18 protein-coding genes are annotated in these 21,446 nt (G+C 59.3%); 5 read left to right on the top strand and 13 right to left on the bottom strand.

Annotated features, from left to right (window positions below):
• A partial coding sequence (locus LXM96_RS12650; RefSeq protein ID WP_239998923.1) for a transposase occupies positions 1-686 on the top strand: 686 nt, incomplete at its 5' end.
• Positions 687-1,539: 853 nt separating this feature from the next.
• Here the strand turns inward: LXM96_RS12650 and gabD are convergent.
• The 12 genes from gabD to LXM96_RS12710 are packed head-to-tail and all read right to left on the bottom strand — an operon-like array spanning position 1,540 to position 16,263.
• Positions 1,540-2,994 carry an NADP-dependent succinate-semialdehyde dehydrogenase gene (gene gabD / locus LXM96_RS12655; RefSeq protein WP_239998924.1) on the bottom strand — a complete coding sequence of 485 codons (1,455 nt, stop codon included), beginning with the start codon at positions 2,992-2,994 and terminating at the stop codon, positions 1,540-1,542.
• Between the two features lie 36 nt (positions 2,995-3,030).
• Entirely contained in the window at positions 3,031-4,638 is a 1,608-nt protein-coding gene (locus tag LXM96_RS12660) for a GMC family oxidoreductase (RefSeq protein ID WP_239998925.1), read from the bottom strand.
• A complete protein-coding gene (locus LXM96_RS12665; protein ID WP_239998926.1) occupies positions 4,638-6,062 on the bottom strand; it encodes an FAD-binding oxidoreductase in 1,425 nt (474 codons plus the stop codon). Before LXM96_RS12665 ends, LXM96_RS12660 begins: the two co-directional genes overlap by 1 nt.
• Positions 6,059-6,904, bottom strand: coding sequence for a shikimate dehydrogenase family protein (locus LXM96_RS12670; protein WP_239998927.1), 846 nt, complete (start codon positions 6,902-6,904; stop codon positions 6,059-6,061). Before LXM96_RS12670 ends, LXM96_RS12665 begins: the two co-directional genes overlap by 4 nt.
• A 48-nt stretch (positions 6,905-6,952) precedes the next feature.
• Positions 6,953-7,762 carry a 3-oxoacyl-ACP reductase FabG gene (fabG, locus tag LXM96_RS12675; RefSeq protein ID WP_239998928.1) on the bottom strand — a complete coding sequence of 270 codons (810 nt, stop codon included), beginning with the start codon at positions 7,760-7,762 and terminating at the stop codon, positions 6,953-6,955.
• 1 nt (position 7,763) lies between these two features.
• Complete coding sequence (locus LXM96_RS12680; protein WP_142589968.1) at positions 7,764-8,468, bottom strand: ABC transporter ATP-binding protein; 705 nt, start codon at positions 8,466-8,468, stop codon at positions 7,764-7,766.
• A complete protein-coding gene (locus LXM96_RS12685) occupies positions 8,455-10,266 on the bottom strand; it encodes a branched-chain amino acid ABC transporter ATP-binding protein/permease (RefSeq protein ID WP_394801953.1) in 1,812 nt (603 codons plus the stop codon). The genes LXM96_RS12680 and LXM96_RS12685 overlap by 14 nt, the downstream gene beginning before the upstream one ends.
• A complete protein-coding gene (locus LXM96_RS12690; protein ID WP_052637072.1) occupies positions 10,263-11,150 on the bottom strand; it encodes a branched-chain amino acid ABC transporter permease in 888 nt (295 codons plus the stop codon). The genes LXM96_RS12685 and LXM96_RS12690 overlap by 4 nt, the downstream gene beginning before the upstream one ends.
• Positions 11,151-11,207: 57 nt before the next feature.
• Positions 11,208-12,410: an ABC transporter substrate-binding protein gene (locus LXM96_RS12695; protein ID WP_239998929.1), complete on the bottom strand. Its 1,203-nt coding sequence runs from the start codon at positions 12,408-12,410 to the stop codon at positions 11,208-11,210.
• 42 nt (positions 12,411-12,452) lie between these two features.
• Positions 12,453-14,198: an acetolactate synthase catalytic subunit gene (locus tag LXM96_RS12700; protein WP_394801954.1), complete on the bottom strand. Its 1,746-nt coding sequence runs from the start codon at positions 14,196-14,198 to the stop codon at positions 12,453-12,455.
• On the bottom strand, positions 14,195-15,223 hold the full coding sequence (locus LXM96_RS12705; RefSeq protein ID WP_239998930.1) for an NAD(P)H-quinone oxidoreductase: 1,029 nt from the start codon (positions 15,221-15,223) through the stop codon (positions 14,195-14,197). Before LXM96_RS12705 ends, LXM96_RS12700 begins: the two co-directional genes overlap by 4 nt.
• Positions 15,220-16,263, bottom strand: a complete 1,044-nt coding sequence (locus LXM96_RS12710) for a zinc-dependent alcohol dehydrogenase (RefSeq protein ID WP_239998931.1) — start codon at positions 16,261-16,263, stop codon at positions 15,220-15,222. The genes LXM96_RS12705 and LXM96_RS12710 overlap by 4 nt, the downstream gene beginning before the upstream one ends.
• Positions 16,264-16,391: 128 nt before the next feature.
• On the opposite strand from LXM96_RS12710, the gene LXM96_RS12715 reads away from it, so the two are divergent.
• The 4 genes from LXM96_RS12715 to LXM96_RS12730 all read left to right on the top strand — a co-directional run bounded on the left by LXM96_RS12715 (position 16,392) and on the right by LXM96_RS12730 (position 20,865).
• Complete coding sequence (locus tag LXM96_RS12715; RefSeq protein WP_239998932.1) at positions 16,392-17,108, top strand: GntR family transcriptional regulator; 717 nt, start codon at positions 16,392-16,394, stop codon at positions 17,106-17,108.
• A 784-nt stretch (positions 17,109-17,892) separates the two neighbouring features.
• The gene (locus tag LXM96_RS21730; protein WP_239998933.1) at positions 17,893-19,635 is read left to right on the top strand and encodes an ATP-dependent helicase; all 1,743 of its coding nucleotides are present in this window, start codon (positions 17,893-17,895) and stop codon (positions 19,633-19,635) included.
• A 65-nt stretch (positions 19,636-19,700) separates the two neighbouring features.
• Positions 19,701-20,570 (top strand): RecB family exonuclease, encoded by an 870-nt coding sequence (locus tag LXM96_RS12725; RefSeq protein ID WP_239998934.1) that lies wholly within the window; start codon positions 19,701-19,703, stop codon positions 20,568-20,570.
• A gap of 10 nt (positions 20,571-20,580) precedes the next feature.
• The gene (locus tag LXM96_RS12730; protein ID WP_239998935.1) at positions 20,581-20,865 is read left to right on the top strand and encodes a hypothetical protein; all 285 of its coding nucleotides are present in this window, start codon (positions 20,581-20,583) and stop codon (positions 20,863-20,865) included.
• Here LXM96_RS12730 and LXM96_RS12735 read toward each other — a convergent pair.
• On the bottom strand, positions 20,819-21,331 hold the full coding sequence (locus tag LXM96_RS12735; RefSeq protein ID WP_239998936.1) for a DUF6538 domain-containing protein: 513 nt from the start codon (positions 21,329-21,331) through the stop codon (positions 20,819-20,821). The genes LXM96_RS12730 and LXM96_RS12735 overlap by 47 nt on opposite strands.
• Between the last annotated feature and the right edge of the window lie 115 nt (positions 21,332-21,446).

A 21,446-nucleotide genomic window follows, 5' to 3' on the forward strand; every position in this document is an offset into this window, starting at 1 on the left:
CCGTTATCGTTGATGTCGAGGCGAGCCGTGCGATCCGGCAGGCCGAGGTCGGCGCGGCACGCACCATGATTGACCGTGCTCAGGATATCTTCGGTCTCTATCCGGAACGGCTGGCTGCCGACACCGCCTATGGTTCTGCAGAGATGTTGGGCTGGCTGGTCCACGAGCGCGGGATAGAGCCGCATATTCCCGTTCTCGACAAGTCCGAACGGCGTGATGGCACATTCGAGCGCGCCGACTTCACCTATGACCACAAGCGCGATCTCTATACCTGCCCTGGTGGCAAGGAGTTACGCTCGAGACAGATCGCCTACAAGAATGAACGTCCGCTCATCGATGAAGATGGCATGGTACGCTATCGGGCCAGCAAGCTCGACTGCGATGCCTGCGCCCTAAAACCTCGATGCTGTCCGAACGCTCCGGCGCGCAACATACCACGCTCCATCCATGAGGGCGCTCGCGACATGGCGCGCGATATCGCCAAAACCGATGCCTATCTTACGTCGAGGCATCAGAGGAAAAAGGTAGAGATGCTTTTTGCGCATCTCAAACGAATCCTCAAACTGGATCGCCTGCGATTACGAGGTCCGAACGGAGCGCGTGATGAGTTTCACCTCGCAGCCGCAGCCCAAAACCTCCGGAAACTCGCAAAGCTGATCCCGCCACCAACGCCAGAGCCGGCGTGAAGGGGAATACGTCTCCGCACGTCCAAACGACGGAAACGTCGGAGCAAGATTACAGCGCGCCTTTTTCAACAGTATCGGCCGTTAGCGGACAACAGCAACATTTGCTTCTCTGTCAGAGTTACCTTTTTCTCCAACGCAATATCCGACGGCCAGACTCCGGCCCGTTGCGGTCGGGTCCCCAGCCAATTTTCCTAGCCCCCTCGAACAGGACGGATGGCCCCGGGAACTGCGGCCAAGATTGTCCAAGTTACTGAGGAGACGTCACTTTCCGTGCAGGAGATGGTTGCCAATTTGGATAGAAAAACCGCTCAAAAATGGCTTGCCTGGGGACCTGGATTCTCACACAATTTCAATGGCTTAGAAATTTGCCTTTGAATTCCCTATATTTTCCTGCCGCGAGCGACCGTGGATGCCACCTTTGTGCCCTGGCTTTGGGCCTCAGTCAACAGAAGGGCACAGCGGCAATTATTTCCGGTTTCTGCGGATAGCTCGGCGAAGTGCGCTCTAGGCGATGCGTCACTGTTGCTCACGTCTGCGAGTCCCGTCGTCGCAAAGATGAAATTGACAGGTGCTCCTGTCGCCCGACCGTTGTCTACGTTGGCGGAGGTAGCCATCGGGCACGGCATTGCAGGAAGTCCTAGGACTGAAGATCGGCGGAGAGCGCCTTTATCCTCGAAGCATTTAACAAGAATTGCGTTACGGTGGCCGTGAATTCCGCGCTCTGTCGCTCATCTTGCTTGCAGCCATGCGAGGACGGTTCTCGCCGAACAGTTTGTAGAGAGGTACTCGGCCGATTGGTGGCTCGCTAAGCTTGCATCTTCAGGGAATAGAAGCTCAGCATCGGTATTACGGGTCACGTCACACCACCGAGACAGATGTATTTCAGTTCCAGAAATTCCTCGATACCGTAGCGTGACCCCTCGCGTCCGAGGCCGGAGAGCTTGACACCTCCGAACGGAGCTTCAGCAGTCGAAATAAGTCCTGTGTTGACGCCCACCATGCCGTACTCAAGAGCTTCCGCGACCCTGAACACACGCGCCATGTTTTTCGCGTAGAAATAGGATGCAAGGCCGAACTCGGTATCATTGGCCTGTCGAATGACATCTGCCTCGTCCTTGAACTTGAACAGTGGTGCGACGGGACCGAAGGTTTCTTCCCGAGCGACCGCCATCTCGGCTGTGACGTCGGCAAGTACGGTAGGTTCGTAGAATGTGTTGCCGATCGAAAGGCGCTTGCCTCCGGTGACGGTTCTGGCTCCTTTGCCCAAGGCGTCAGCCACGTGTTCTTCTACCTTTTCCAGCGCTGCCCGGTCGATCAATGGTCCGAGGGTCACACCCTCGTCAAAGCCGTTGCCCGTGACGAGCTTGCCCACAGCACTGGCCAGCTTTTCGGCGAACCCATCATAGACGCCGTCCTGCACGTAGATGCGATTTGCGCAGACGCAGGTTTGGCCGTTGTTGCGGAACTTGGCGATGATCGCCCCCTCAACCGCCGCATCCAGATCCGCATCGTCGAAGACGATGAAAGGAGCATTGCCGCCAAGTTCAAGGCCGAGCTTCTTGATGGTCGGCGCCGATTGCCTGTAGAGTTCCGCACCGACTTCCGTAGAACCCGTGAAGGTAAGCTTCCGGACGGTTGGGTTCGCTGTCATCTCGCCACCGATTTCTCGCGCTGAGCCGGTGATGACACTGAATAGTCCCTTCGGAAGGCCAGCCCGCTCGGCTAGAATTGCAATGGCGATAGCCGAAAACGGTGTCTGCGACGCTGGCTTCAGTACCATGGCACACCCAGCCGCAAACGCCGGCCCTGCTTTGCGAGTGATCATGGCATTCGGGAAGTTCCATGGCGTAATCGCGGCAACAACCCCAATGGGCTGCTTCATGACCATGATCCGCTTGTCGGGCTGGTGGCCGGGAATGATATCCCCATTGATACGGCGACCTTCTTCTGCGAACCACTCGATGAAGCTTGCACCATAGGTGATCTCTCCCATGGCCTCAGCAAGTGGCTTGCCCTGTTCGAGCGTCAGGATCTTTCCAAGGTCCTCCTTGTTCTCCATCATCAATTCGAACCACTTGCGCAGCACGACGCCGCGTTCCTTTGCAGTGCGTGCGGCCCAGTCTTTCTGCGCAATGCGAGCCGATTCAATTGCGGCGCGGGTTTCGGCCGCGCCAAGCTTCGGCACGTGCCCGATGATCTCACCGGTCGCGGGGTTGTCGACCGCAATGTGGTGGTCCGCGTTTGCTTGAACCCAGTCACCACCAACCAGAGCCGCTTCACGGAAGAGAGATTGATCTTTGAGCTTCATTTCTTCCAACTCCTATTGTCCCGGTGCATCGTTGTCTTAGCGGGCCTCTTCGAGGATCAGGTCCGCAGCCTTCTCCGCAATCATGAATACAGCGGCCTGCGTGTTCCCAGAAACCATGGTGGGCATGATCGAGGCGTCGGCAATGCGAAGTCCTTCGATCCCATGAACCTTCAGCGCAGGATCGGTAACGGCACCTTCGTCCACCCCCATCCGGCAGGTTCCGCAGATATGATAGATCGTCTGGCCGTCGCGTCGGGCGAAATTGAGCCAGTCTTCGTCGGTCCTGCATTCAGGACCGGGGCTCATCTCCCTGTCTCGGAAAGCGTCCAAGGGAGCCTCCTCGACGATCCTTCGAGCAACCTTCATTCCGTCGACGATAGCTCGACGGTCCTCCTCCGTTGCCAGGAAATTAGGTCGTATGGCTGGTGGCGCAAAGGGGTCGGGAGATTTGGAATGTATGGTTCCTCGCGACTCCGGCCGAAGCTGAGTGACGCCGATGGTCATTCCAGGAAGTCGATCAAGCTTACGCTCCGCTGCATTGGCGTAACTCGCGTGCATGAAGAAGTACTGGACGTCGGGCCCATCCAGGCCCGGTCGGGTCCGGACGAAGCCATGGACGAGCCCGGTACCGAGCGTCAGGATGCCACTCCGCGTCGCGAAGTAGCGTGTAACTGCGAGGCCGAGCTTTAGGCCGCGCGTTTGCTCGTTGAGGGTGACCGGCAGCTTCACGCGCCAATTCATTCGCGTGCAGAAGTGGTCGATATAGTTTGCACCTACGCCTGGCAGGGAGTGTCGCACCTCGACCCCCAGCGGCTGCAATACCCGTGGGTCGCCTATGCCAGATAGCTCCAACAACTGCGGCGTCTGGGCAGCACCCGCGGTCAGGATGACTTCGCGTCGAGCGTGGACCTCGGCGGAACTGCTGCCCAGGCGCAGTTCGACGCCTGTCGCACGGCCGTTCTCCAGAAGAATACGCGTTACGTGCGCATTGGTTCTGACCTCAAGGTTGGGTCTGCTCAAGGCTGGCTGAAGATAGGCAGCAGCCGCGCTCACCCGACGGCCACGTCGTTGGTTCACCTGATAGTAGCCGAAGCCGTCCTGACGATCTCCATTATAGTCGGCACTGCGTTCGTAGCCCGCGCTCTCCGCCGCAGAGATGAACGCTTCGGCAATCAGCGGGCGTTCCTTGACCTCGGTGACCGGAAGCGGACCACCTCGCGCACGCATTGAAGAGGCAGGTCCATCGTAGTCTTCGAGTTTGCGGAAATAGGGGAGCACGTCCTCGAAGCTCCACCCCCGGCAGCCCTGTTGGGCCCAACCGTCATAGTCCTGCGGCTGCCCCCGTACATAGATCATGCCATTAATCAACGTGGAGCCACCAAGCCCCTTGCCGCGTGGAACCGAAATGACCCTGTTGCCGGTGGCCTCCTCCGGCTCGGTTTGAAAGCGCCAGTTGAAGTCCGGGTTGGTGAGCAGCTTGCTGAATCCGGCAGGAATCTCTACCCAGAGGCTTCGCGCGGCCTTGCCTGCTTCCAGCATCAGAACCGTGTATCTGCCAGATGCCGTCAAGCGGTTTGCAAGAACGCACCCGGCCGTGCCACCGCCGACGATGATGTAATCGAATGCCTCGCGGTCCTGCTGCATTAGTTCATCCCCCTGATCGCCTTGGCGTGTGTCAGCGAGGAAGGAAGGATCTTGCCGGGATTGAGCAGGCCACTTGGATCGAGCGCAGTCTTCAATATGGAAGCGAGGCGCAGGTCGCTTTCGGGAGCAAGCCGCAGCCATTCATCCACCCGATATTGACCCAATCCATGTTCCGCGGAGATGGAGCCCCCGTGCTTGACGACGGCATCGTGTACTACGCGGTTGATTGCCTTTTGATCGTGATCCGGTCGGAACAGGACATTGTAGTGGAGATTGCCATCGCCCAAGTGGCCGAAGATATTCAGCTCCGCTCCGGGAGCTGCATCTACCAGAGCGGCCTCGGCATCATTCAGGAATTCGCGCAAGTGCGTGAGTGATACGGATATGTCGTGCTTCAGGCTAGGACCGTCCCGCGCTTCTGCTTCGGTGACGTGCTCGCGCAGAGCCCAGAGCTGCCGAGCCTGCGCCTCCGATTCCGCAACAACGCCATCGATAACCCAGCCATTCTCGAACCCGCCCGCCAACACACCTTCGGCTGCGTCGCGCAGTCCGGAAAGACTGGAGGCTCCTTCAAGAAGAATGAACCAGTCACCAGCGGTGATAGGGGGCTTCAGATGCGCATGCCGGCTGACGCGATCCAGAGAGTTGGCAGAGATAAGTTCGAAAGCTGAAAGCGCTTCTCCCATTTCCTGCTGGGCGTGGCCGAACAGCGAAATGGCGGCTTCAAGACTGCTAACGCTGAGGAGGGCTGTGACGGAGTGACGAGGAGCGCTCACGAGCCGCAGAACTGCGGCGGTGACGATGCCCAAAGTGCCCTCGGAACCGATAAACCACTGCTTCCAGTCATAGCCGGCATTGTCCTTGCGCAGATGGCGCAAGCCGTTTGATACACTACCATCAGCAAGAACGACCTCAAGCCCGAGCGTAATATCGCGCGTCATCCCATAGCGAAGAACATTCAATCCGCCGGCGTTCGTGGCTATCACGCCCCCGACAGTAGCGGAGCCTTCTGCTGCGATGGCGATCGGAAGCATCCGGTCCATAGAAGCCGCCTTTTCGCGAACGGTCTGGAGGATCGCACCCGCTTCTACTTCCACGGTCATGCCGATCGGATCGAGCGAGCGGATCGTCTGCATACGGTTCAGGGAAAGGACGACCTGGCCCCCAGTGGTGTCCGGGATGGCCCCGGCGGCAAGGCCGGTGTTGCCGCCTTGGGGCACGATGCTGATGCCAGAGTCGCCGCAAAGTCCGACGATGGCGGCCACCTGGCCTGTTGAGGCAGGGCGTACCACGCATGCTGGCACCCCCGTGGTGCTTCGCTTCCAGTCCGTCGCATAAGGTGCGGTGTCTTCTGCTGTGGTCAGGACGTATCGCTCGCCAACGATGCCAGAGAGCGCTGAGAGAAGATCGGTTCGGCTCGTCATGCCAGTGCACCCATGTGCTGCGCCATCAGCACGATCTGGGACTCCAGCATTGGCTTGCCCGGAAAGATCCTGCACCCTTTCGCCTTCGCCGCCTCAAGCAGTGGTGTCATGGCGGGGTCCATGATGGCATCCGCGACAAGCTGATCCCGATGAAGCTGCGAGAGGTCTAAGGGTGGCTCATCGCCGGAACGCATTCCCAGCGACGTCCCGTTGACGACCAATTCATGGTCCGCAACCCGCTGAGTATTGGTTGCGACCGTAAGAGCCGGATATGCAGCTTTAAGACGTTCGGTAAGGCTCACCGCACGCTTCACGGTTCGATTTGCGATAGTGATGTGGGTCACTCCTGCCTCGGCGAGGGCGAATGCGATGGCGCTGGAAGCTCCCCCCGCGCCCGCAACATAGGCCCTCATCCCCGCCGGATCCGCGCCTCCAACACGCAAGGCTTCAACAAAGCCGATACCGTCAAGCATGGCCCCGACCATGCGACCGTCAGGCTCGCGGCGAACACAATTGACGGCGCCGATGTTATGCGCAGCTTCCGTGATCTCGTCACACAGCGCGAGCATGTCCGTCTTGTGCGGCACCGTCGCAATGAAGCCCCCGAAGTTCTCCATACGCCGTAGACCATCAACAAGCCCCTTCAAGCCATCCGATTTGACATGGAATGGCACGAGCACTGCATCCACGTCCTTCGACTTCAGCAGGGCGTTCATCACTTCCGGCGTCTTCACGTGGTAGATGGGGTCAGCGAGAATCCCGTAGATGCGGGTGCGTCCGGTGACTGGCGGCAAGAAGCTCCGGTGGAGTTCATTGTGATCCGCGGCGATCGGGGTGGTCATGAGAGGTTGTTCCTATGCATTGCCTTGCGCGACACGTCTTGGCGTGCCTCAGGTCATGTACAGACCACCGGCAACGTCGATGGTCTGGCCAGTGACGAAGCTTGCTTCCGGTGAGGTAAGGTAGAGGGCTAGATCGGCGACTTCCTCGGGGGCGCCCAAGCGCCCCATTGGTGTCAGTCGTACCTGTTCCTCGTTGACCTCGCCGGCGACGGCGCGAACCATAGGTGTTTCGATGCGGCCTGGCGCTATGGCATTGACCCGAACTCCGAAGGGTCCGAGTTCTGCGGCAAGATGCTTCGTAAAGCCGATCAGGGCGGATTTCGTTGCGGCATAGTGGCAGGCTACGATGGGCGAGTATGTCTTGCCTGCAACCGAAGACATGTTGACGATCCAGCCGGCATTCGCTTCCCGCATGCTGGGGGAGAGCGCACGGATAGTATTGAAGCAGCCGGAAAGATTGACGGCGACGACCCGTTTCCACTCCGCTGGATCCATCTCCCAGATCTTGTGTGCGATGCCTTCATGCTTCGGCGAAATCCCGGCGTTGTTCACGACAGTGTCGAAGGGGCGGCCGATCCGGCCTGCCGCATCCCCGAGCGACTTCTCGACCGACGGGTAATCCGCGACATCCAGCACCAAGGGAATGGCACCGCCCTTGCCGTCAGCTTCGATCAGCCGGACCGTTTCATTGATGTCGGCTTCGTTCATGTCCGCAACGCCGACCATAGCGCCACGTGCTGCGAAGCGCTGCGCAATGGCCCGACCGATGCCGCGCCCGGCGCCGGTCACCAGAACGCGGCGTCCTGCGTGGCTCGGTCTGTAGGTGATTTCTTCCGGATTGATTTCTCGATGAGACATTTCAAATTCCTAGGTATGCTTGACGGACATGGTCGTTGTGGAGCAGCGCATCGGACGTGTCGGCAAGGACGATCTCGCCGTTCTCGAGTACGTAGCCCCTGTCAGCCGCCTTCAGTGTGTGGAAGACGTTCTGCTCGACAATCAGGACGGTTGCCCCTGTCTTCACAATCGTCTCGATGACATCGAACACCTGCGTAACGATGATCGGCGCAAGGCCGAGAGAAGGCTCGTCGAACATCAGGAGTTTGGGCCGAGCCATCATGCCACGGGCGATTGCGACCATCTGCTGTTCGCCGCCTGACAATGATCCGGCTTTCTGGGCAAGACGCTCGCGCACTCGCGGAAACAGCGACAGGACCTCCTCCAGAGCAGCGTCCTTGTGTTGCCGCGCAGCCTTTCGATAAGCGCCCATCAGAAGGTTTTCCTGAACCGTCATGTCCGGGAAAAGCTGACGCCCTTCCGGGATCAAGGTGATACCTCGATCGACCATCTCGTGCGAGGAAAGCCGGGTGACATCCTCACCTTCGAAGGTGATCTTGCCCGCGGTAGGACGGATCAGTCCGGCAATGGTACGAAGAGTGGTGGTCTTGCCAGCGCCATTTGCGCCCACAATGGTGACGACTTCCCCGGCCTCCACGGCCAGTGAGATATCGTGAAGAATGGTTGTCGGGCCGTAGCCGGCGTGAATGTTCTCAAGCCTGAGCATCGATGAATTCCTTTCCAAGATAGGCCTCGACGACCACGGGATCCCTGACTACCTCGCGGGGTTCGCCCTGGGCGATGATCTTACCGGAGTTGAGAACGATGACCCGGTCTGAGAGAGACATTACTGCCTGCATGACGTGTTCGATGGCGACGATGCTGACGCCGCTGTCGCGGATCGATTTCATCAGGTCGATCGCCCGGCGAACATCCGTCTGATTGATCCCTGCCATCACTTCGTCGAGCAAGAGAATGCGTGGCTTCATCGCCATAACCCGAGCGACTTCCAGCCGCTTCAGGCCGCCAATGGTCAGACCGCGTGCCTCGGCATCAAGCCAGGGGGCAAGCCCCATCCGCTCAGCCGTCTCACGCGCAACTTCGCGGGCTTCTTCGACATCGGAGTACCGATGGAACGCGCCGACCATGATGTTCTCTTCAACGGTCATCGCGGCGAATGGCTGGACGATCTGGAAGGTGCGACCGACGCCAATCGTTGCGAAGTCGCCAGGAGTAGCAGGACTTTGCCAGCTACCGTCGGCGGCGCGAACAGTTACCGATCCGCTGTCTGGTTTCAGGAAGCCGGAAATCATGTTGAAGACCGTTGTCTTGCCTGCACCATTCGGACCAATCAACCCGAGGATTTCACCCTCCCTGAGGGTGAAGCCGACGTCGTTGGTGACATGAAGGCCGCCGAAATGCTTTTGCAGGTGCTCCACACGCATAACATCGGCACCGATTGGTGCCCTTGGGGCTGCGGTTGGCGTTGCCGCGCTTGCGGCGATGGTGCCTGCCGACACACCCCGCTCACGCCTCTGCTTCGTAAAACGAGAGATCAGTCCCATCAGGCCATTAGGCATGAACAGAACGACCAGCATCAAGACGACGCCATAGACAAAGCCGTGGAGACCAAGCGCATGCGCCCCAAGCCACCCACGTGCCAGTTCGCTGATGGGGACGAGAAGAACAGCGCCGAGCAGGGGACCGAACACCGTGCCCAAGCCGCCGATCAGGGCAAACATCGCGATCTGGATCGACATCTGCAGTGAGAACATCGCAGCAGGCTCAATGAATGTCAGATACATTGCATGGAATGTACCAACAAAGGCTGTGAGTGCGGCAGATACCGCAACGGCTGCGAGCCGCACCCGTACCGTTCCAACGCCAGCGGCCAGTGCGGCCGATTCCCGCTCGCGGGTCGCGACGAGGTAGAAGCCCATCCTGTGCGAGCGGATCCACCAGGCAACCGCCAACGTCAGCAGAAGCAGGCCGAACGCGATGAGCAATTGGGGGAGCCGGTCACGAAAGACCATCCATTCCCAACCGATCTGCAAAGGGATCATCAACCCAGTTGCGCCACCAGTGAGTTCACGCCAATGAAGGGCGAGAACCCTGAACACTTCCAGAAAAGCAATGGTAGCAAGAGCGAAGAAAGGACCGTGCAGGCGGAAGCAGGGATAGCTGATGATCACTGCGGCCACGACGGCTATCGCAGCGCCGGCGAACATCCCGATCCACGGACTGATCCCCATGTTCATCAGGATGACACCGGTGTAGGCGCCAATCCCGTAGAAGATGGCATGACCCAACGAAAGCTGGCCGGCAAAGCCACCCACGATGTTCCAGGCTGTTGAAAGGGCAGCGAAGATGCAGATCGTGATGAAGATATGGTAGACGAACTGGTTGCCGACCATGACGGGGATGAGGAGCAGCGATGCAAGGATCACCGCAAGTGGGATAGCCTTCAGCATCCAGCCATTGGAGGCTGCCTGCGGTCTGGGGGAAGTGGAGGAAATATCTGTCATGGCGACACGTGCGATAGGTTGAGACGCGAGCTGAACAGGCCCGACGGCTTCAGGATGAGGATCAAGAGGAACACGCCAAAGACGGCGACCTCACGAAGGTCGGAGCCAATGTAAAATCCCGCAAAGCTGTCGATCAGGCCGATGATCATGGCGCCGGCAAAGGCCCCTCCGATCGATCCAAGACCTCCCAGAACGACGACGACGAACGCGGTCAGGACGAAGTATGTGCCGATACCAGACGAGGTTGGATAGAGCGGGGCGATGAGGACCGAGGCGACCCCCACACAGGCAGCGCCGATGCCAAAGGTCAGGATGTAGATCCAATTGACATTGATACCCATCAACTGAGCAGCCGCGCGGTTCTGGGCGACGGCGCGGATGGCACGCCCGGTCTGGGTGCGCGAAAGGAAAAACTGGAGAACCACGACAACTGCAATGGAAGCAACTAGGATGGCGACCTGGCCCGAGAGCAGGCGTACAGGACCAAGCTGCAGAGGAGTTCGGAGTCCACTTGCCGGCGTGCTAGCGATGTCGGCACCGAAGACCAACAGCGCCAGGTTGATAAGCGCGGTCGAAAGTCCAACAGTAGCGAATATCTGTATGTGATCGTCGTCGGCAGACATCAGGGGCTGTATCAGGAACCGCTGTGTCACGGCGCCCAGCAGAAAGAGGGCCGGTGCAACGAGAATAACCGTCGCAAATGGGTGGATTCCCATCCAGGTCGTCAGCACGTAAGTTAGATACATGCCCACCATGAGGAATTCCCCGTGGGCGAAGTTGACGACTTTGACGATGCCGAAGATCAAGGTCAGGCCCACGGCAACGATGGCGAATAGACTGCCGAGCATGATCCCGTTGGTGAGAACTTGTAAGAAAGTGTTCATTGGCCTCTCCAGGACAGAAAGGTGCCGGGCGGTGACCGCCCGGCACGTCAGAAGGGCTTACTCACCCAGCTTGATTGGCGTCATGGCAGCGGAATCCGGGAACACGGTGACCAGCTTTCCGTCCTGCCACTGCATTCCCATCATTTCGGCGCGTTCATTCTGATTGTCGTCGCCGAACTTGAAGCCATAACCGGCAGCGGTGACACCAGCCTCGATGTCGATGGCCTTCACGGTGTCGACGATGGTGTCCGGCTCAAGGTCGGAGGCTTTTCCAAGGGCTTCAAGAATGACTTTTGCGCCGACATAGTTGTTCAGGGAATGTCCCGAACGGGGAGCCGATCCGTATTTCTTCTGATACGCCTCGACGAACTGTTCCAGGCCAGGCGTGTAGCTCGTGTTGACAGTGTACTGGGTGAAGTCGACGTCCAGTACGCCTTCGATCACGTCATGGCCAACTGCGTCCGCGGTAGGTTGCATCGAGTAGCCGCCGCCACCGCCAATGATGGCGGAAGGCTTGTACCCCGCCTCGTTCGCCTGCTGCAGAAAGAGAACGGAGTCGTTCTGATAGGACGTCTGAAGAACGATATCGACCTCCCGGTTCTTCAGGTCTAGCACCAGGGACGACATGTCTACGATAGCCGCCGGATAGGCCTGGGTCGTCACGATGCTGAGGCCGGCTTCTTTAGCGTACGCGTTCTGCCGCTCGGCAACGGATGTACCGTAGCTGGAGTCTTCGTGGATGATCGCGATCTTCAAGTCAGCCGGCTCTTTGCCGAGACCGGGTCCGACTTTCTCTACGACCATCTGAATGATCATCTTGGCCATGTCGTCAGCGGTGGGATTAGTACGGAAGAGGTATTTCATGCCGCGCCCGGTGACTTCCTCGGCCACAGCACCAAGCTCAAAGTAGGGAATACCAGCCAGCTCGGTCACCTGGCTGGCTGCAATCGAGCGTGCAGATGAATAGGTGCCAAAGATGGCTTTCACGCCTTCGAGCGAAGTCAGGCGCCGTGCCTCGCCGATCGCCTGGTTGTTGTCGACTGCATCACCTCGAACCAAGGTGATCTGTTCACCTTGGATACCGCCGGCGGCATTGATTTCCTCTACGGCCAGTTCAAGGCCACGCGCACTCTCTTCACCCAAAAGGGCGAGCTGTCCGCTGAACGGGTAAAGCGAGCCGAACTTGACTTCGGCTTGCGCCGCGGTTGCGGTCAACGCCAGAGCGATGGCAGTAGTCTTCATTAGGTACGACAGTTTCATTGTTTCCTCCCGTGAAAACGTCGTTGCTGATGGGTCTGTAGGTTAGTAGTTCAAGGCCTCCTTGCCTTCGAAGCTGGTGATGGGCGGATAGGCCCGCTGGTCGGTGATGACGTCCAGTACCGTCGTCCGTCCGCTTGCTAGCGCATCCTTCAGCGCAGGCAGGAAGTTCGATGGCTTCTCAACACGGATGCCGTCGCACCCAACGGCACGCGCGATTGCCGCGTGATCGACGGCTTCGAAGTCACATACGTCTGTGAAGTCGCCGAAGAGGCTAAGCTCTGCGTGTTTCTGATATCCCAGAATCTGGTTGTTGAGCACGACCACCACGACTGGCAGCTTCATGCGCCGCGCGGTTTCCAGTTCCGACCATACATGGCCAAAGCCGCCGTCGCCCGTAAGGCAGATCACGGGTGCATCCGGCCGGGCCGTCTTCGCACCGATTGCGTAGGGTAGCCCCCAACCCAGCCCTGCAATGCCTCGCGGCGTGAGAAAGCGCTGCCCGGCCTTTTGGGCCGTAAGGAAGTTTGCGATCCAGATCGACGAGTAGCTGGCATCGGCAACCGTGATGGTCTCCGGGGTCAGAACAGTGTCGATGTCGGCAAGAATACGCTCCGGGCGAAGAGGAGCCGCATCCATGTCGACGAGACGCTTCATGTCTTCGCCGTGGGCCGTGCGTCCGCTCGCGATAGTGGCTTCTAGCGCCGGCCGTCTCGACGCAATGGCCGAGAGGTCCCGCTTTCGCAGCTCGGCTTCCAACGCAGCAAGCGTCAGCTTGGCATCCCCGACCAGGCGGAGAGCCTCATAGTTTCGACCGACTTCGCTGCTCTCGATGTCAATATGGATATAGGTGGCGTTCTTCGGGTAGAGCGACCAGCTATCCGTACCGTTCTGGTTCGTCCGGTTGCCAACGAGGATGACGACGTCGGCTTCAGTGATCAATGAGCGCAGGTGGGATGAGCGGCCCCGCGGCGCCATGAAGTAGCCTACGACGCCTAAGGAAAGCGGGTTGCCCTCGGCCACCGCGCCTTTGCCCATGACCGTGGTCGCAACTGGAAGGCCAAGCGCTTGCACGGCTTCCAGTTGCGCCCACGCCTGGGAGGAATGTACCCCGCCACCGGCGATGACGATCGGCGCCTTGGCAGCGGCAATCAGGTCGGCTGCGGCCGCTACCCGTTCCGGATCAGCGACAGTCCGGTCGAGCGGAAAGGCGCCGAGCGAAGCCGAACGTTGCGGCGCCGCAGGATCAAGATCAGGGCGCTCGTCCAGCACATCGAGCGGCACCAGCAGCACCGCAGGACCGGCGCGACCGCTGGCGGCTGCCGTAAACGCCATGTCGACATAATCGTCGATGCGTTGAGGATCGGCGACCCGGCGAACCCATTTCGCGACCCCGCCAAACAAGGCAAAATGGTCGAGTTCTTGAAAGGCGTTCTTGTCGGTGAACCGGCGCGACACATCTTGTACGATTGCCACCATGGGAATTGATGCCTTGAATGCTTCGGCAAGGCCTGGAACGAGAAGCGTGGCCGCAGGCCCGTTTTGGGCAGTGACGACGGCAACCTTGCCAGAGGTGCGGGCAAAAGCGTCCGCCATGGCAGCGCCTGCATTCTCCGTGCGATAGCCGATCTGGCGGATCCCATAGTCCGGTGCGGCGAGAAACAGTGCGGAGGGAATGCTCTGACCGAAGACTTCCTTCACGCCATGCCTTTGAAGGGCAGCCGCCAGAAGATGGGCTCCCGTCATGTTGCTGCCGGCGGACTTGACCGGATGATTGGCGACCATGTTCATGCCTTTGCTCCCTGTTGTGGCGTGCCTTCGACGTTCGGCATGGAAAGAACGATCTTCCCAATATGTGCTCCCGTATCCATGCGGGCATGTGCATTTCGGACGTCTTCGAAGGCGAAGACGGAATCGATTAGCGGCTTCACCTTGCCTGTCTGAATGAGTGGCAGGACCTTCTCGCGTAGCGCTTTAGCGAGCTTCGCTTTCATTTCGATTGGGCGAGCACGAAGCGTGGATCCGGTGAGGGTGACGCGCTTCATCAGCAGTGGCGTGAAGTCCACCTCCGCTTTAGCGCCTCCGAGGAAGGCGATCTGCGCGATCCTGCCATCAACGGCAACCGCTTCCAGGTTGCGGGCGATATAGTCACCGCCAACCATGTCGAGGATGACATCCGGACCACGCCCATCGGTTAGACGCCGACTTTCGCTGACGAAGTCCTGCGTTCGGTAATTGATCGCCGCGTCCGCTCCCAGGTCGAGGCAGGCCTGGCATTTTTCGTCCGAGCCCGCCGTTGCGATCACTTGCGATCCTAACGCCTTGGCAAGCGATATAGCTGTAGTCCCGATCCCTGACGTGCCGCCGTGGATCAAGATCGTCTCACCCGCAGCCAAGCGAGCCCGTTCGAAGACATTGCTCCACACCGTAAAGAACGTTTCCGGGAATGCGGCAGCCTCAGTGAAGTCAAGGCTGTCTGGAATTGGTAGCGTGGCACCCTCTTGAACAATTGCCCAATCTGCATAGGCACCGCTATGAACGAGTGCCATCACTCGATCACCCTGCTTGAATTCGCGGACGTTCGGACCAACCACTTCCACCGTACCGGCAAGCTCCAGTCCCAGAACGTCAGAAGCTCCGGAAGGTGGTGGGTAGTTGCCCTGCCGCTGCATAACATCGGGCCGATTAATGCCCGCAGCACGGACACGCACCAACATCTCTCCATTGCCAGGAGTGGGGCAGGGGCGGTTGATTATTTCCAGGACTTCCGGCCCACCCGGCTGTCTCGCAATCACGGCTCGCAAAGTTGAGGTCATACGTGTTGTCCTTCAGGAATTAGGAGGACTTTGACTGCCTCCCGGCTGCGGGCGAGTTCGAACCCGTCGGCGGCTTGTGAAAGAGGGACGCGGTGTGTCGCCAGAGTTGATAGAAGTTGTGTGTGTTCAGCCAAGAGGGAGATCGCTTCCGAGAGCGCCTCATTGGTCGTGTCATGGGCTGCTCGGAGTTGCTTCTTCTCACGCACAAACCGAGTAAGGTCGAGTTCCAGAGGACGAGAGTGGATGCCGGCCACGACGAAGATGCCGCTCGAGCGAAGAACGGCCAGACCTTCCGCCACAGACGTGCTGATGCCAGTGGCCTCCAGGACCCGGTCAACCGGCCGGCGGAAATGTCGTTCAACCGCTTCAGCCAGTGTTTCAGTTGAGAGATCTGCGGTGCTAGTGATGCCAAGATCCCGCGCGTGTTGCAGGCGCACATGATCGTTGAAGCCCGCGATCAACACGTCGGCACCGCGCCGCGATGCAACGAAAGCCATGCCAAGCCCGATGGGACCTGGGCCTAGAACGACAACGCGATCACCGTCCGAAATCTCGGCGACATTCACGGCGTGAACTGAAACCGCAAGTGGTTCGGTCAATGCGGCGATGTCTAGTGGAAGACCGTTGGGTATCTTTCGGCAGTTGATCGCCGGGACCGTGACACGCTCGGCGAAGCCACCATTAACGTGAAGGCCGATGATGCGCCGATCGGTGCAATCCTGAGGGTGTCGGGACGAGCATGCAAGGCACTTGCCGCAGGCGATCGTAGGCCAGCATACGACTCTGTCACCTATTTTGATATCAAGAACGCCTGCACCCACGCCCTTGACGACGCCAGAGAACTCGTGCCCCAGCGTCAGGGGCAGGCATGTTTCCATGAACTCGTAGCCCGGCGTCCATTCATATGCGTGGATGTCGCTGCCGCAGATCCCGGCAGCCGCCACTTCCACAGTCGCCATGCCTGCTGCTGGCAAAGCGGGCTCGGCAACTGTAACGATATCGGCACCGAACGCCGGTGACGTTTTACGAAAGGCAAGCAAATGTCACTCCTCCGATCGCACCTAAATTGGACCTCCTCGTCCAAGTTCACTTGCGAAACAGACTTCGCTTGAACATCATTGGGTGCTATATGTAATTTGTTATAACACTTTTTCGCAAAGGATCTCTGGTGTCAAGACGGCTGGTGCAGAATTATGAGCAGACCGGGGAGGGGGAGGACTGGGCTCGCCCACTCGTCAAGGAAAACCTGAGCGAAAGGGCTTATTCCGACCTCAAGAACGCGCTCATGCACGGCAAGTTGAAGCCGGGCGAGCGATTAAGATTGCGCCCGATGTCGGCGCGTTTTGGAATCAGCGCGACTCCCATGCGCGAAGCCTTGCTGCGCCTAGTCAGCGAGAAGACGCTCACCCTGGACGCACGGGGTACCGTCGTCGTTCCCACCTTGAATCTAGATGAGCTTGTTGAGATCCGCAGTATCCGCGTCGACTTGGAGGGACGGGCGGCTGCGGCAGCGGCCGAACGCGCGACGGAAGCCGAGATCAACACTTTAGAAGCGATTCATTCAGAAATATCGGATTGTCATCGCCTTCAACAATTCGAACGAGCAATCGTCCTGAACACGGAGTTCCACCTCGGGCTTTGCCGTTCAGGGCGAATGCCCATCACATACGATATCGTCGAAGGCCTGTGGATGCGCTGCGGCCCGATCTTGTCACACCTGTACGACGGTGGCTTGCCCGACTGGGAACCGCATCCGCACAAGAGGATCATCGCTGCACTGAAGGCCCGCGACTCAGCAGCAGCCGAGGAGGCCATCAAAGAAGACATCGTCCGAGGAGGACAAGGGCTTCTTGCGTATGTGAAGGCGGCGGACAAGACAGATTGATGGAGGGCCACCTGTTCGCTGAAGGCGAATTCCTGCGGGCATGACCAACGCGGTAGCGTCCCCAGCCAAGTCGTGAGGATACCCCATTATCCGCCAGAACCATCAGACTCTTAGCGATCAAATCAGGCAAGTAGCTGCAATGACGTCACTTTTTTTGGTGGGGAATTGCGGCGATCGAAGTGGAGGAGTGGGTCCAAAAACGGCTCGCCTGGGGAGCCTGGATTCTCGCATGATTTCAAAGGCTTAGAAGAAAATCCTTGAAGTTCCCTCTGTTTTCCCGCCGCGAGCGACCGTGGACGCCACCTTTGTGCCCTGGCTCTGGGCATCAGTCAACGGGTCGCCAGAGCGGCAATAATTTCCGCCTTCGGACCTCAAACTTGCGGTGAGCCGGCAATGAAGCGCACGGAAGCTTCGCGCCTCCATCTACGCCGTTTGTTGGCTGCTGAGATCTCCCCGAATGCCGCCGTCCCCTCAGCATCTTTGGGACCATCAGCGTCCCGTTAGGAGCATTGGACCAGTGGTGGCCGCTCGCGATTCGGTTCCATGTCCAACAGGTCGGGCATACTTTAGGCGGTGGATAAAAAGGAGATTCTTGTTGGCTTTCGCGCTTGGTCGCGAGAGCCTGCAAGTACAGACGGAGTCATTATTCTGGTCGCGACCAGATCAGGACTGCGCTTTTGCTTGTTTTTGTCGGACGCTTAGCATCAGGGGGACAGAATGCCACTTACCCAGGCGCAGCTTGAAGCAGTGGGCTATCGCGAGGGGAATGTTCAGCTAGTCGCATGTGCCGGGTCCGGCAAGAACCGAGGTTGTCGCCCGGCACATCGCCGGACTTCTGACGCCCCTTGGCGCAGGTGGCGCCGGGCTTCATCCGCGGAATATTGTTGCATTCACCTTTACGGAAAAGGCGGCTGCGGAGCTACGGCAGCGGACGCTCGAGCGCTGCCTCGAAGTGATGCCCGAACTGATCGGCGGGGCCGAGATGTACATCGGCACCATTCATGGCTTCTGCCTTGAGCTACTCCGCTCCGAGGTGCCCCGGTTCCTCAAATACGATGTGCTCAACGAGACGCAGCAGACGCTGTTCGTCGACCGCAGTTCAGCCCGTTGTGGTCTAACCGCGACCACGACGCTGCAGGGGCGGCAGCTACGCCGCTATGTCGACACACGCGTCTACATCGACGCACTCGGGCTGCTGCGTGAAGCGCAGGTCGACCAAGCTGCACTTCGACAGGTGAGCATCGCGGAAGGCTTGGAGGCTTATTGCGCTCTGCTGGACGAAAAAGGTTACCTCGACTATTCGTCGATTCTCCAAGAAGCCGCGTGGGCAATTACCGAAGACAAGGCGCTACGGCAGCGGCTCGCCGAACGACTGCGCGTCGTGATCGTCGACGAGTATCAGGACGTTAATCCGATCCAGGAACGCCTGATTGCCGAACTTCATGCGTTGGGCGCCGCTGTCCGTGTCGTCGGCGACGACGATCAGACCATCTATCAGTGGCGCGGCAGCGACGCCCGCAACATCTTGACATTTGAAGGCCGATACAACGCGCACTCTATTCGGCTTGAGGACAATTTCCGATCTAGCCCTGGCATCACCGATGTCGCCCGGCTCGTCATCGAGAAGAACCCTATCCGGCTTGAAAAGACGATGCGCTCAACCGAGCAGCAGGACTACGAGCCCGGCGATATCGTCGCGCTGCAGTTCTCCTCTCCGGACGAGGAGGCGGAATACATCGCAAGGACCTGCCGGGCGCTCCACAGCACCATGATCCGCGAAGGGGACAGTCAGAGGGCGCTCTCCTGGTCCGACATGGCCGTGCTGATCCGGCTCACCAGCATGGCGGAGCCCATCAGGGTCGCGCTCGAGCGCGAAGGTATCCCTGTGATCTCGGTCGGAATGGGAAGTCTGTTCGACACTCAAGAGGCAGAGGCCGCGCGCCAGCTCTTCTACCTAATGGCTGGCCAAGCGGATGCCATCGATGTCGTCACTGCCTGGAGCGATGCGAACCTCGGCGTTGATCCTATACTCATCGCCCAGGCGGTCGCGGAGGCCGAGGCCACCAGGACACGCATGGCGGCCGAGGACCAGGACGTCCGCTTCTCCGTCTATAATATACAACGCCAGTTCATCGGACTCCTCGAACGCCTCAAGCTCCGTGAAGAGGCCGTTCCGGGCGGCAGGGGGGAGGTCGTGTTCTACAACCTCGCCAAGTTCAGCCAGGCTATCTCTGACTTCGAAGCAATCTATTTCCATTCGCGGCCGGTGCAAAAATATGAGTCGTTCGCCGGCTTCCTGCGCAATCAGGCGGCCGCGGCCTATGACCAGTCCACTGGCACCGAGGAGCGGCTTGTCTCGGTCGACGCCGTGCAGATCCTTACCGTTCACCGCTCCAAAGGATTGCAATGGCCGGTGGTGTTCGTGCCGCAGTTGGTCAAGAACCGATTTCCACCGGCAGCACGCGGAGGCATGTCGATCTGGCACCTCGTCCCGGCACGGTGCGTGGAGGGTCAAGCCGCTATCTAGGTTCTGAGGAGGACGAGCGGCGCCTCTTCTATGTAGCGGTAACTCGCAGCCAAAAGCACCTCCATATGACCACTGCTCCGACGCCGGGCAGCAGGCGAAATCTCCAACCCTCGATCTTCTGGTACAATGTCCTGGAGTCCCGGTACGTCCGCCGGACGCCCCAAGATTTGAGCGGACGCCCGCGCGGCGTGCCACAACCCCGCTCGGCAATCGCTGATGTCCGGCTCTCCTTCTCCGATATACGTTACTTCTTCGAATGTCCGTACCAGTTCAAGATGCGGACCCTATATGGCTTCAACGCGCCGCTTGACGAGGCACTGGGCTACGGCAAATCGCTCCACGACGCGCTTGCCGAACTTCACATGCGCGCCATTAGCGGCGAGACTGTCGACGCCTCATGGGTAGATCCTCTCGTCGACCGGCACCTGCGCGTGCCATTTGCTTATCCCAGCCTCCGGGACACCATGCGCGAGGCCGCCAGGCGAACTGTCGCCGCCTATATCGATGCCCGGCAGGGTGAGTTCGCGCAATTGGAATTCAGCGAGAAGGCGATAGAGCTCAGCCTCGGCAATGGTGTCTCCCTAGCGGGCCGCATCGATCTCGTGCGACGCCGGGATAGCGGCGATGTCGCGATAGTCGACTTGAAGTCAAACGAACGCGCTCAAGCCGAGGCGCTGACCGAGGCCCAGCTACATATCTACGCGCTCGGATACCGCGAACTCACCGGGCGCGACGCTGACTTCGTCGAGACCTATGAGCTCGACCACCAACGCCGCAAGGCGCGGACGGTCGACGAAGACCTCATCCGCGATGTCACTGACCGCATCACCAGACCGCACAGGCTCTACGCGAGAACCACTTCGCGCCGGCACCCGAGGCGAGGCGCTGCGCGACTTGCGACTTCGGACGGCTATGTTCCGCTGCCGACCGAGTAAGAGGTCCCCAATGACCGTGAATTATGCCGCGCTCAGCGAAGAGAACCGGTTGGAGTATGGTCGCGCTATCGGCCGAATTGGCAAGATGCTACTCGAGGACCGCTACGACAAGCGGACCCACTTCATCTACGAAGTGCTGCAGAACGCCGAGGACGCGCTGCGCAGGCGAACCGGGTGGACGGGCTCCCACGCCGTCACCTTCACGCTCACCAAGGAGGCGCTACGCATATTCCATTTCGGCGTGCCCTTTACCGAGGACGACGTACGTCATACAGTTCGATGTAGTTCGTGGTGATTGCCGGGATATGCGAGGCGGGGACTCCATTGGCTACAAGATACCTGTACCCGTTGCAGCCTTCTCTCAGCGTCAGATGTTGGCGGATGCCGAACATGGCGAGCAGCTTGTAGGCCCAGCCATTTTCCAGGTCGAGTTCCAGCTCCTCGATGTCGGCAGGGCGTCCATAGCGCCTGGCGGCGATCGCGGCGTCTTCGAGATGCAGAAGCATGACGTCGCGCTCGTGTTCGCACAGTCTCTGGAGCTGCTGCTTGGACATCGGTTCCTTCGATTTCATCTTCAGCTCGGCCATCAGCATGTTGAGTTTGCGGCCGATTACCTGCGCCTTCTTATGGTCGGAACAGTGAAGGCTGAGTGAAAGCCGACTGCCGGGTCTGGATGGCGCGAAGCGCGTGGGGACCCGTGCCCGCCAGTAGAAGATGTTGCCGCGGCGAATGAGATTCTCGACGTCGTGGCGCACTGCCATGGGTATCTTGCCCTTCCCTGCCACCGGAGAGGCCGCAGCGCTTGTTTCGCGTGGGCATCACCTGTGGGCTACAGTTCTGGGCATCAGGTCGCCAATGACGCCAAAACGGGATCCG

The organism is Rhizobium halophilum, from assembly GCF_021648825.1.
Lineage (GTDB): Bacteria > Pseudomonadota > Alphaproteobacteria > Rhizobiales > Rhizobiaceae > Neorhizobium > Neorhizobium halophilum.